Raw genomic sequence first — 11,899 nt, 5'->3', positions numbered from 1 at the left:
TATGCCATTCAAGCATCCCGTTTCTGTCTTAGTTGTTATTTATGCCCAGGACACGAAGCGGGTGCTGATGCTGCAGCGACGCGACGATCCCGATTTCTGGCAGTCGGTTACCGGTAGCCTGGAGGAGGGGGAATCCGCGTCGCAAGCCGCCGCGCGTGAAGTAAAGGAAGAGGTCGCCATTGACGTTGCGCAAGAGCAACTGGCCTTAATTGACTGTCAGCGCACGGTGGAGTTTGAAATTTTTGAACATTTACGTCATCGCTATGCCCCCGGCGTGGTGCGCAATACTGAATCATGGTTCTGTCTTGCGCTACCCCATGAGCGGTCAGTCGTGTTCACTGAACATCTGGCTTACCGCTGGGTTGATGCACCGCAAGCGGCCGCATTAACCAAGTCATGGAGCAACCGGCAGGCGATTGAAGAATTTGTAATTGATGCCGTATAAATCAACGGTTAAGTGGAGAGTTTCTTATGGCAGGTCACAGTAAATGGGCCAACACCAAACACCGCAAAGCGGCACAGGATGCCAAGCGCGGTAAAATCTTTACCAAAATTATTCGTGAGCTGGTTACCGCAGCGCGCCTTGGCGGCGGCGATATCGGTTCCAACCCGCGTCTGCGTGCGGCAGTGGATAAAGCGCTGTCAAACAACATGACCCGTGACACCCTGAACCGTGCTATCGCACGTGGCGTGGGCGGCGATGAAGACGCGAACATGGAAACCATTATTTATGAAGGTTACGGTCCTGGCGGCACAGCGGTGATGGTGGAATGTCTGTCTGACAACCGCAACCGTACCGTTGCAGAAGTACGCCATGCCTTCACCAAAACCGGTGGTAACCTGGGCACTGACGGTTCCGTTTCTTACCTGTTCAGCAAAAAAGGCGTGATCTCTTTCGAGAAAGGCGACGAAGACACGATCATGGAAGCCGCGCTGGAAGCGGGCGCAGAAGACGTTGTGACCTTCGACGACGGTGCCATTGACGTGTATACCGCATGGGAAGAGATGGGCGCTGTGCGCGATGCGCTGGAAGCAGCAGGTCTGAAAGCTGACAACGCTGAAGTCTCCATGATCCCGTCAACAAAAGCAGATATGGATGCAGAAACCGCACCGAAGCTGCTGCGTTTGATCGACATGCTGGAAGATTGCGACGATGTGCAGGAAGTTTACCATAACGGTGAAATTTCTGACGAGGTTGCGGCTACTCTTTGATGAGGCAACTTGTCACAACAACCGGAGACGCGTGATGGCTGTCATTCTCGGTATCGACCCGGGTTCACGCGTAACCGGTTACGGTGTGATTCGCCAGGTAGGCAGGCAACTGGCCTACCTGGGCAGCGGATGCATCCGTACCAAAGTTGATGATTTACCGTCGCGCCTGAAATTAATCTATGCCGGTGTGACGGAAATCATCACCCAGTTCCAGCCCGATTACTTCGCGATTGAACAAGTGTTTATGGCAAAAAACGCCGATTCTGCGCTCAAGCTTGGGCAGGCGCGCGGCGTGGCCATTGTGGCTGCCGTAAACCAGGATCTGCCAGTATTTGAATATGCGGCTCGTCAGGTAAAACAAACAGTAGTGGGAATTGGCAGCGCGGAGAAAAGCCAGGTTCAGCATATGGTACGCACCTTGCTGAAACTTCCGGCGAACCCGCAGGCAGATGCCGCCGATGCCCTGGCGATAGCTATCACCCATTGTCATGTCAGCCAGAATGCGATGCAGATGAGCGACACCCGGCTTAATCTGGCACGCGGGCGGCTGCGCTAAGTAACGCGCTGATCTTTTGGGCATCCTCTGGCGTTGAGGGGTTATAAACAATCATCGTCAGATCCGGCTGCCCTTCAACGGCGAAACTCGAATACTCCATCGATAACCTCCCCGCCTCGCGATGGATCAACACTTTTGTGCCTTCTCCCATCGTGTCGATGGTATTGCTGCGCCAGAGCTCGGCAAACAGCGGCGATGCGGCCATCAATTCATCAATAAGCGGTTTTACCTCTTCTGCTGCGCCTGAACGGGTGGCATCCGCGCGAAAGGCGGCGACCAGTGACTGCGCCAGACCTTCCCAGTCTGTTTGTACCTCGCGTACTTGCGGGTCGAGAAAAATGCGCCGCAGAATATTGCGTTCGGCAGGGGGCAACTTTGCATAATCGGTTAGCACTACGGCAGCTGGCTGATTCCATGCCAGAACACACCAGGTCGCGGTGCGGATCATCGCCGGGCTGAGCGTCATGCAATCCAGCACCTTTTGCAGCCGCGCCGTGACGGCCAGCGACGGGGTATAATGCACCTCAGGAGCGCGACCAAGCGCCAGATGGAAGACATGTTCACGTTCGGGTGGGGTAAGTTGTAAGGCGTGACATAAGCGCTCCAGCACTTCTGCTGAGGGAGTACCGCCGCGTCCTTGTTCGAGCCATGTGTACCAGGTGGCACTAATACAGGCCAGATGCGCCACCTCTTCACGGCGTAATCCAGGCGTGCGGCGTCGGCCGGTATGAAAACCAAGCGCATCCGGGTTGAGACGCGCACGGCGGTGTTTGAGGTAATCGCCTAACTCTGTGGGACGGGTATCGCGCTGCATCCTGTTAGTCCTTATACCACGATAATGTCACTACTTTTCACCTCTGAGGATATTCATCACTATCACGCGATGAGTCAACACAAGGGGAGTTAGCTATGCATGTTTTTCTGACGGGGGCGTCTGGCTGGGTCGGTTCAGCCGTCGCTGAGGATCTGCTGGCCGCCGGGCATCAGGTGACCGGGCTGGTGCGCAATGCGGAAAAAGCACAGGCGCTGGTGGCCCTGGGGATGGAGGTGGTTACCGGAACGCTGGACGATCACCCATTACTGCATGACGGCGCAAATCGTGCGGATGCGGTTATTCATACCGCCTTCAACCATGATTTTTCACGCTTTAGCGAGAATTGCGCGCAGGATGAGCGCGCCATCCGGATTCTGGGGGATGCGCTACGCGGTAGCGATCGTCCACTGCTGGTGACCTCCGGGCTGGCAATGATCGCCCAGGGGCGGCTGGCGACAGAAAATGACCTGCCGTTTGTGGCGCCGTCGTATCCACGCCGCTCTGAGCCTGCTGCGCGTGAACTGGCGGAAAATGGCGTACGGGCAGCGACGGTACGCCTGCCGCCGACGGTTCACGGCGTGGGCGATCACGGGTTTATTCCCATCCTGATGAGGCTTGCAAAGCAAACGGGTGTCTCAGCCTGGCCTGCGAACATTACGAACCGCTGGGCGGCCGTGCATCGCCGGGATGCTGCCACGCTTTATCGGTTAGCGCTGGAGACGGGAGTGACTCAGGCGGTCTATCACGCGGTGGCGGAGGAGAGCATTCTGTTTCGCGACATCGCGCAGGCCATCGCTAACCACCTGGGCATTCCCGCTGAGCCGCGTGCGAGGGACCATTTTGGCTGGTTTGCTGATTTTGCTTCTCTTGATATGGCAGCAAGCAGTGAACAGACGCGCACGGCGCTGGGCTGGAATCCGACACATCCTGGGCTGTTTGCCGATCTGGCACAGACGGAATATTAGGCCAGTAAGCAAACACACTTCGCTTTTCATCAATAAGCGGCTGGATATCTATCCAGCCTTTTTTTATGATACAGCATTCTTACTTCGGCCATTAACGCAGGAGCGTCATGTGATAGGCAGACTCAGAGGCATTATTCTGGAAAAACAGCCCCCTTTAGTCCTGATGGAAGTCGGAGGCGTGGGCTACGAAGTGCATATGCCGATGACCTGCTTCTATGAACTGCCGGAGGCGGGAAAAGAAGCCGTGGTCTTCACCCATTTTGTGGTGCGTGAAGATGCACACCTGCTGTTTGGTTTTAGCAACAAGCAAGAGCGCACGCTATTTCGCGAACTGATCAAAACCAACGGCGTAGGGCCAAAACTGGCGCTGGCTATCCTTTCCGGCATGAACGCGCAACAATTTGTGAATGCTGTGGAACGCGAAGATCCCGCAGCGTTGATTAAACTGCCGGGTATCGGTAAGAAGACGGCAGAGCGACTGATTGTCGAAATGAAAGACCGCTTTAAAGGGTTACATGGCGACCTGTTCACGCCTGCCGCCGATCTGGTACTCACATCGCCTGCCGGCCCGAATGTGGATGATGCAGAACAGGAAGCGGTTGCCGCACTGGTGGCGTTGGGCTATAAACCTCAGGAAGCCAGCCGGATGGTAAGCAAAATCGCCAAACCGGGCGCCAACAGTGAAACTCTAATCCGCGAAGCATTACGCGCTGCGTTGTGAGGTAAAGGATGATTGAAGCAGACCGTCTGGTATCCCCCGACAGCGTCATTAATGCGGAAGAGGTTGCGGATCGCGCTATCCGTCCTAAATTACTGGCGGAGTACGTTGGTCAGCCGCAGGTGCGCTCGCAGATGGAAATTTTTATTCAGGCGGCGAAGCTGCGTGGTGACGCGCTGGATCACTTACTGATATTTGGCCCCCCAGGGCTTGGGAAAACCACTCTGGCGAACATTGTCGCAAATGAGATGGGCGTCAATCTGCGTACCACCTCTGGCCCGGTGCTGGAAAAAGCGGGCGATCTCGCGGCGATGCTCACCAACCTCGAGCCGCATGATGTACTGTTTATCGATGAAATACACCGCCTCTCGCCGGTAGTTGAGGAAGTCCTCTACCCGGCAATGGAAGACTATCAGCTTGATATTATGATCGGTGAAGGACCAGCGGCGCGCTCGATCAAGATTGATTTGCCTCCCTTTACGCTGATTGGCGCAACGACGCGTGCCGGTTCGTTAACCTCACCGCTGCGTGACCGTTTCGGTATTGTGCAGCGGCTGGAGTTTTACCAGGTGGCGGATTTACAGCACATTGTAGGGCGCAGCGCGCGCTTTATGGGACTTGAGATGAGTGAAGACGGCGCGCTGGAAGTCGCAAGACGGTCGCGTGGCACTCCGCGTATTGCTAACCGTCTGCTGCGCCGGGTGCGCGATTTTGCCGAAGTGAAGCATGATGGCGCAATTACTCATGATATCGCTTCCCAGGCGCTGGACATGCTGAACGTGGACGCGGAAGGTTTTGATTACATGGATCGCAAACTGCTGCTGGCGGTCATCGATAAATTCTTTGGCGGGCCGGTGGGGCTGGATAACCTTGCTGCCGCGATCGGGGAAGAGCGCGAAACCATTGAAGATGTACTGGAGCCTTTTTTAATTCAACAAGGCTTCCTCCAGCGTACCCCACGTGGCCGCATGGCGACGGTCAGGGCATGGAACCACTTCGGTATCACGCCGCCGGAAATGCCCTGAGATTTTCCCGCATCCACCGTCGATATTCTGCATGAAAGAAAGGCCGAAACCTGAGTTTCGGCCTTAAAAGAAAGTTCAGGTAGCGCTTTTTTTCAGCATACTGAAAATGAATAACAGCGCGGCGCACAGCACGACAGACGGTCCTGCTGGCGTGTCGTAAAAGGCAGAGAATGTCAGCCCACCGGTGACGGCGACCATGCCGACAGCCACCGCCACGCCCGCCATTTGTTCTGGCGTACGGGCAAAGCGACGCGCGGTGGCCGCAGGGATTATCAGCAGCGAAGTGATAATCAGCGCCCCGACAAACTTCATCGCCACCCCAATTGTCAACGCAGTGACCAGCATCAACAGTAACTTCACCCGCTGCAATTTCACGCCATCGACGAATGCCAGTTCCGGACTGATAGTCATTGAAAGCAGGTTACGCCACTGCCAGGTAAGGATCCCGAGAACCAGCACGACGCCAGCAGCAATGGAGATTAAATCTGTGGGCGTTACTGCCAACAAATCGCCAAAAAGGTAGGCCATCAGATCGACGCGAATATTCGACATCAGGCTGACAACCACCATACCGAGGGATAAGGCGCTATGGGCCATAATCCCCAGCAGCGTATCAATGGCAAGGTGAGGGCGTTTTTCCAGCCAGACCAGTCCGGCGGCAAGCAGCAGCGTGACGGCAATCACCGCATAAAATGGGTTAACGTCGAGCAACAGACCGAAAGCGACACCCAGCAACGAGGCGTGGGCGAGGGTATCGCCGAAATAGGACATACGGCGCCAGACCACAAATGAGCCCAGCGGGCCTGCTGCGCAGGCGAGCATCATCCCGGCTAACCAGCCGGGCAACAGTAATTCAATCATCCGCGCCCATTTCCCTGACGTAAGATAATGCGCCCCTGCAAATCATGTCGATGATTATGGCGGTGGCGATAAATACCCAACTGTTCTGCGCCGCGTGGGCCGAACATGGAGATAAACTCAGGGTGCGTGGAGACCACTTCCGGCGCACCGGAGCAGCAAATATGGTGATTCAGACAGAGGACTTCATCTGTTTTAGCCATTACCAGATGCAGGTCATGGGAGACCATCAAGACGGCGCAGTCGAGTTCGCGGCGTAATTGATCGATGAGGTCATACAGTGCGACTTGCCCGTTAACGTCGACCCCTTGTGTTGGCTCATCCAGTACCAGCAATTGAGGCTGATTGAGCAGCGCCCGCGCCAGCAGTACGCGTTGTGTTTCACCACCGGATAATTTTTGCATCGGGGCATCGACAAGGTGCGCGGCATTCACGCGTTTGAGCGCCGGTACAATGTCCGCTTTTCGGGTTCCCGGACGCAGCCGCATAAAGCGACCAACGGTCAGGGGCAGGGTGGCGTCGAGATGCAGTTTTTGCGGCACATAACCAATACGCAGAGCATTACCACGCTTGATCGTCCCGGTATCGGGTGCTACAAGTCCCAGTACCACGCGCACCAGCGTCGATTTACCCGCGCCATTAGGACCGAGCAGGGTAAGAATTTTACCGGGTTGTAGAGTGAGCGAAATGTCAGACAGCACGAGTCTTTGACCGAAACTGACGGAGACATTTTCCAGCGTTACCAGATTAGTCATAGCATTTAAAGGGTTGCACAAGTTGTCGAATGTTATAATATCACATTCCACATATTCATTACGATAATTAGTCGCATTATGTTACATAAAAATACGCTTCTTTGCGCAGCGCTTTTCACCACGTTGTCAGCCGGAATAACAGGCGCCGCAAACGCCGCTGTCGTCGCTTCGCTCAAGCCTCTGGGCTTTATCGCATCCGCCATTGCGGATGGGGTAACTACTACGGAAGTACTACTTCCCGACGGGGCTTCTGAGCACGATTATGCCCTGCGCCCGTCTGATGTAAAACGCTTGCAGAACGCGGACTTAGTCTTCTGGGTTGGCCCGGACATGGAAGCGTTCATGGATAAGTCCGCACAGCAGATTCCGGCGGCAAAACAGGTGCTCATGCAGACACTGCCTGGCGTGCAACCGTTACTCATCAAGGGCAGCGATGATGACGAGCATGATCATGATGCAGACCATCACGGCGACGAAAATAGTGATGAACATCACCATCATGGTGATTACAACATGCATCTGTGGCTTTCACCAGAGATTGCACGGATATCGGCGGTTGCAATCCACGATAAATTAGTAGAAGTTATGCCCCAAAGCCGAGCACGGCTGGACGCCAACCTGCAAGCGTTTGAGGCCAGTCTGGCACAAACCGACAAAGAGGTTGGCAGCGAGCTGGCGCCAGTGAAGGGTAAAGGTTATTTCGTTTTTCATGATGCCTACGGGTATTTCGAAAGGCATTACGGGCTGACTCCGTTAGGTCATTTTACCGTCAACCCTGAAATTCAACCTGGTGCGCAGCGTTTACATCAAATCAGAACACAGTTGGTTGAGCAAAAAGCAGCCTGCGTTTTTGCTGAGCCACAGTTCAGGCCAGCGGTCGTTGAAGCTGTTGCCAGAGGAACATCCGTTCGAATGGGAACGTTGGATCCACTTGGCTCCAGTATCAAGCTTGGCAAAGAGAGCTATTCGCAGTTCCTTGCCCAGTTATCTAACCAGTATGCGAGCTGCCTGAAAGGAGATTAACGAGGAAGTGGATACGTGCAACAGATAGCCCGCTCTGTCGCCCTGGCATTTAATAATCTGCCCAGACCCCATCGCGTTATGCTGGGGTCACTTACAGTTCTCACCTTTACGGTTGCCGTCTGGCGACCGTATGTCTACCACCCCGAATCCACGCCGACACCCATTGTCAAAACCATCGAGCTGGAAAAGAAAGAGATTCGTTCGTTGCTGCCTGAGGCCAGTGAACCTATTGATCAGTCCATGCCCGACGAAGTCGAAGACATTCCGCAGGATGAACTTGATGATAAAACGGCTGGCGAAGAAGGCGTACACGAATATGTCGTGTCGACCGGCGATACGCTGAGCAGTATTCTGAACCAGTATGGCATTGACATGGGCGATATCAGCCAGCTCGCGGCGGCAGATAAAGACCTGCGTAACATGAAAATTGGTCAGCAGCTCTCCTGGACGCTGACCGCAGACGGTGATCTGCAGCGTATGACCTGGGAAGTCTCCCGTCGTGAAACCCGCACCTATGACCGCGTTGATGGCGGCTTTAAAATGAGCAGTGCGATTCAGGAAGGCGACTGGGTCAACTCCGTGCTGAAAGGCACGGTCGGCGGTAGTTTTGTCAGCAGCGCGAAAGAGGCCGGACTAACCAATGTGGAAATTAGCGCGGTCATCAAAGCGATGCAGTGGCAAATGGATTTCCGTAAGCTGAAAAAAGGGGACGAGTTCTCAGTACTGATGTCCCGCGAAATGCTTGAAGGGAAACAGGAACAGAGCCAACTGTTGGGCGTCCGTTTGCGCTCTGAAGGTAAGGATTATTTTGCTATTCGCGCCGACGACGGCAAGTATTACGACCGTAACGGTACGGGGCTTGCGAAAGGCTTTATGCGTTTCCCGACGTCGAAACAGTTCCGCGTCTCCTCGAATTTTAATCCGCGTCGTCTGAACCCGGTAACGGGCCGCGTTGCACCGCATAAAGGCGTCGATTTCGCCATGCCGCAGGGTACGCCTGTTCTGTCTGTGGGTGACGGCGAGGTGGTCGTTGCCAGGCGCAGTGGTGCGGCGGGTTATTACGTCGCGGTGCGTCATGGTCGTACCTACACCACTCGCTATATGCATCTGCGCAAATTGCTGGTGAAAGAAGGGCAGAAAGTTAAACGTGGCGATCGCATTGCACTCTCAGGAAACACCGGCCGTTCAACAGGTCCCCATCTGCATTATGAAGTGTGGATCAACCAGCAGGCGGTGAACCCTTTAACGGCGAAGCTGCCAAGGACCGAAGGTTTGAGCGGTACCGATCGTCGTGATTATCTGGCGCAAGTGAAGGAGATCGTTCCGCAACTGAAATTCGATTAACGCCTCACAGAGTACAAGCCGGCGTCTGTACGCGCCGGCTTTTTCTTTTGTAGGAATTGACGCACCTCGTTACACTATTCTCACTTTGCTTATTTGAATACTTGCCTGCGGAACATGCATGGAAACTAAGAAAAACAATTCTGAATATATTCCCGAATTTGAAGATGGCTTTCGCCACCCGCGCTACTGGGGCGCGTGGATGGGCGTTTTTGCGTTTGCGGGCGTAGCGTTACTCCCGGCGTCGTTACGCGATCCCTTGCTGGGTACGCTTGGGCGCCTTGCCGGTAAATTCGGAAAGAGTGCGCGTCGGCGTGCACAGATCAACCTGCTGTACTGCTTCCCGGAGAAGTCGCAAGCGGAGCGCGAAGCGATCATTGATGAGATGTTCGCCACGGCCCCGCAGGCGATGGTTCTGATGGCGGAGCTGGCGATGCGTGGGCCTGAGAAGATCCTGCCACGCGTTGAGTGGCAGGGTCGCGAGATTATCGATGGGCTTCGCGACAACAATGAAAATGTGATTTTTCTGGTCCCGCACGGGTGGGGCGTCGATATCCCGGCAATGCTGATGGCATCGCAGGGGCAGAAAATGGCGGCGATGTTCCATAATCAGGGCAACAAAGTGTTCGATTATGTCTGGAATACCGTCCGCCGTCGCTTTGGCGGACGCCTGCATGCGCGTAACGACGGTATCAAACCGTTTATTCAGTCCGTGCGCCAGGGGTACTGGGGCTACTATTTGCCCGATCAGGATCACGGTGCCGAGCATAGCGAATTTGTTGATTTCTTTGCGACCTACAAAGCTACGCTGCCGGCGATTGGCCGTTTAATGAAGGTATGCCGGGCGCGCATTGTGCCGCTTTTCCCGGTTTATGATGCCACAACGCATCGGCTGATTGTTCAGGTACGTCCGCCGATGGACGATCTGCTGACTGCGGACGACGTCACCATTGCGCGCCGAATGAACGAAGAGGTTGAAGTGTTCGTCGGGCCGAGGCCTGAGCAGTACACCTGGATTTTGAAACTGCTGAAAACACGCAAGCCTGGCGAGACTGAACCGTACAAGCGCAAAGAGTTGTTTCCGAAGAAATAAAAAAACCCCGCCTGGCGGGGTTTTGCTTTTAATGTTCCACTTATTCCACGGTCAGAATGCGTGTGGTGTTAGTGGTGCCGACGGTACTCATAACATCGCCCTGGGTGACGATCACCAGATCGCCGGAAACCAGGTAGCCTTTATCGCGTAATAAATTCACCGCATCGTTGGCTGCGGCAACACCTTCGTTGGCGCTATCGAAATATACCGGTGTCACGCCGCGATACAATGCGGTCAGATTCAGGGTACGTTCATGGCGTGAGAGCGCGAAAATCGGCAGACCGGAGCTGATACGCGAAGTCATCAGCGCAGTACGGCCGGACTCTGTCATAGAGATAATCGCGGTTACCCCTTTCAGGTGGTTAGCGGCATACATCGCCGACATGGCGATCGCTTCTTCCACATTATCGAACTGAATATCGAGGCGATGTTTTGACACATTGATGCTCGGGATCTTCTCTGCACCCAGGCAAACACGCGCCATGGCGGCAACGGTTTCTGCCGGGTACTGACCTGCGGCGGTTTCCGCAGAGAGCATAACTGCATCGGTGCCATCGAGCACGGCGTTTGCCACGTCCATCACTTCGGCGCGCGTCGGCATCGGATTGGTGATCATCGATTCCATCATCTGCGTGGCGGTGATGACCGCACGGTTAAGCTGACGCGCACGGCGGATCAACGCTTTCTGGATACCGACCAGTTCCGGGTCACCAATTTCCACGCCGAGATCGCCACGGGCAACCATCACCACATCGGAGGCGAGGATGACATCATCCATCGCTTCCTGACTACAGACCGCTTCTGCACGTTCTACTTTGGCGACAATCTTCGCGTCACAACCAGCGTCGCGTGCCAGACGACGGGCATAATTCAGATCTTCGCCGCAGCGCGGGAAGGAGACCGCCAGGTAATCCACGCCAATCAGCGCAGCGGTCACAATGTCCGCTTTGTCTTTGTCGGTCAGCGCTTCTGCAGAGAGACCACCACCCAGTTTATTGATGCCTTTATTGTTAGACAGCGGGCCGCCCACCGTGACTTCGGTGAACACTTTCATGCCCTGAACTTCCAGTACTTTCAACTGTACGCGGCCATCGTCCAGTAGCAGAATATCGCCAGGTACCACGTCAGCAGGCAGGCCTTTATAGTCGATACCGACTTTTTCTTTATCGCCTTCGCCTTTGCCAAGGTTGGCATCAAGCAGGAATTTATCGCCAATATTGAGGAATACTTTGCCTTCCTTGAAGGTGGATACGCGGATTTTTGGTCCTTGTAAATCGCCAAGAATAGCAACATGACGTCCCAGTTTTGCCGCAATTTCACGCACTTTATCCGCACGTAATTTATGATCTTCCGGTGTGCCGTGTGAGAAGTTCATGCGTACCACGTTGGCACCTGCGGCGATAATTTTCTCAAGGTTATTATCGCGATCGGTGGCCGGGCCTAAAGTGGTAACAATTTTGGTTCTGCGAAGCCTTCTGGACATGTAATACTCCGTTGTCTAAAACAACCAGGTGTTGCGTGAAGATGGATTCAGTTCAA

The 11,899-nt window shown here is 54.6% G+C and carries 13 protein-coding genes; 9 read left to right on the top strand and 4 right to left on the bottom strand.

Annotation, left to right across the window (positions count from 1 at the left end):
• Nucleotide 1 precedes the first annotated feature (1 nt).
• The 3 genes from nudB to ruvC are packed head-to-tail and all read left to right on the top strand — an operon-like array spanning nucleotide 2 to nucleotide 1,768.
• Nucleotides 2-445: a dihydroneopterin triphosphate diphosphatase gene (nudB, locus tag AAIG39_RS09665; RefSeq protein WP_090085849.1), complete on the top strand. Its 444-nt coding sequence runs from the start codon at nucleotides 2-4 to the stop codon at nucleotides 443-445.
• A 26-nt stretch (nucleotides 446-471) separates the two neighbouring features.
• Entirely contained in the window at nucleotides 472-1,212 is a 741-nt protein-coding gene (locus AAIG39_RS09660; protein WP_047370910.1) for a YebC/PmpR family DNA-binding transcriptional regulator, read from the top strand.
• 34 nt (nucleotides 1,213-1,246) lie between these two features.
• Complete coding sequence (ruvC, locus tag AAIG39_RS09655; RefSeq protein ID WP_343193720.1) at nucleotides 1,247-1,768, top strand: crossover junction endodeoxyribonuclease RuvC; 522 nt, start codon at nucleotides 1,247-1,249, stop codon at nucleotides 1,766-1,768.
• Here the strand turns inward: ruvC and AAIG39_RS09650 are convergent.
• A complete protein-coding gene (locus AAIG39_RS09650) occupies nucleotides 1,740-2,582 on the bottom strand; it encodes a helix-turn-helix transcriptional regulator (RefSeq protein ID WP_343193719.1) in 843 nt (280 codons plus the stop codon). The two genes, ruvC and AAIG39_RS09650, sit on opposite strands and share 29 nt — an antisense overlap.
• 95 nt (nucleotides 2,583-2,677) lie before the next feature.
• On the opposite strand from AAIG39_RS09650, the gene AAIG39_RS09645 reads away from it, so the two are divergent.
• The 3 genes from AAIG39_RS09645 to ruvB all read left to right on the top strand — a co-directional run bounded on the left by AAIG39_RS09645 (nucleotide 2,678) and on the right by ruvB (nucleotide 5,290).
• Nucleotides 2,678-3,547 (top strand): SDR family oxidoreductase, encoded by an 870-nt coding sequence (locus AAIG39_RS09645; protein ID WP_343193718.1) that lies wholly within the window; start codon nucleotides 2,678-2,680, stop codon nucleotides 3,545-3,547.
• 109 nt (nucleotides 3,548-3,656) lie between these two features.
• A complete protein-coding gene (ruvA, locus tag AAIG39_RS09640) occupies nucleotides 3,657-4,268 on the top strand; it encodes a Holliday junction branch migration protein RuvA (RefSeq protein ID WP_090085854.1) in 612 nt (203 codons plus the stop codon).
• Between the two features lie 8 nt (nucleotides 4,269-4,276).
• A complete protein-coding gene (gene ruvB / locus AAIG39_RS09635; protein ID WP_090085856.1) occupies nucleotides 4,277-5,290 on the top strand; it encodes a Holliday junction branch migration DNA helicase RuvB in 1,014 nt (337 codons plus the stop codon).
• A 75-nt stretch (nucleotides 5,291-5,365) separates the two neighbouring features.
• On the opposite strand, the gene znuB is transcribed toward ruvB, so the two are convergent.
• Entirely contained in the window at nucleotides 5,366-6,151 is a 786-nt protein-coding gene (znuB, locus tag AAIG39_RS09630; RefSeq protein ID WP_090085857.1) for a zinc ABC transporter permease subunit ZnuB, read from the bottom strand.
• Nucleotides 6,148-6,903, bottom strand: coding sequence for a zinc ABC transporter ATP-binding protein ZnuC (gene znuC / locus AAIG39_RS09625; RefSeq protein ID WP_343193717.1), 756 nt, complete (start codon nucleotides 6,901-6,903; stop codon nucleotides 6,148-6,150). Before znuC ends, znuB begins: the two co-directional genes overlap by 4 nt.
• Nucleotides 6,904-6,981: 78 nt before the next feature.
• Here znuC and znuA point away from each other — a divergent pair, with 78 nt between their 5' ends.
• From znuA to lpxM, 3 genes are all read left to right on the top strand, one after another.
• The gene (gene znuA, locus AAIG39_RS09620) at nucleotides 6,982-7,926 is read left to right on the top strand and encodes a zinc ABC transporter substrate-binding protein ZnuA (RefSeq protein WP_249569134.1); all 945 of its coding nucleotides are present in this window, start codon (nucleotides 6,982-6,984) and stop codon (nucleotides 7,924-7,926) included.
• Between the two features lie 15 nt (nucleotides 7,927-7,941).
• A complete protein-coding gene (mepM, locus tag AAIG39_RS09615) occupies nucleotides 7,942-9,270 on the top strand; it encodes a murein DD-endopeptidase MepM (protein ID WP_090085862.1) in 1,329 nt (442 codons plus the stop codon).
• A 118-nt stretch (nucleotides 9,271-9,388) separates the two neighbouring features.
• Nucleotides 9,389-10,360 (top strand): lauroyl-Kdo(2)-lipid IV(A) myristoyltransferase, encoded by a 972-nt coding sequence (lpxM, locus tag AAIG39_RS09610; RefSeq protein WP_090085864.1) that lies wholly within the window; start codon nucleotides 9,389-9,391, stop codon nucleotides 10,358-10,360.
• 40 nt (nucleotides 10,361-10,400) lie between these two features.
• Here lpxM and pyk read toward each other — a convergent pair whose 3' ends face one another.
• Nucleotides 10,401-11,843 (bottom strand): pyruvate kinase, encoded by a 1,443-nt coding sequence (gene pyk / locus AAIG39_RS09605; protein WP_090085866.1) that lies wholly within the window; start codon nucleotides 11,841-11,843, stop codon nucleotides 10,401-10,403.
• Nucleotides 11,844-11,899 lie beyond the last annotated feature (56 nt).

Source organism: Phytobacter palmae, from assembly GCF_039409775.1.
In the GTDB taxonomy this organism is placed as follows: Bacteria; Pseudomonadota; Gammaproteobacteria; order Enterobacterales; family Enterobacteriaceae; genus Phytobacter; species Phytobacter palmae.
Note: the sequence above shows the minus strand (reverse complement) of the source record. Positions and strands in the feature narration are given on the sequence as shown.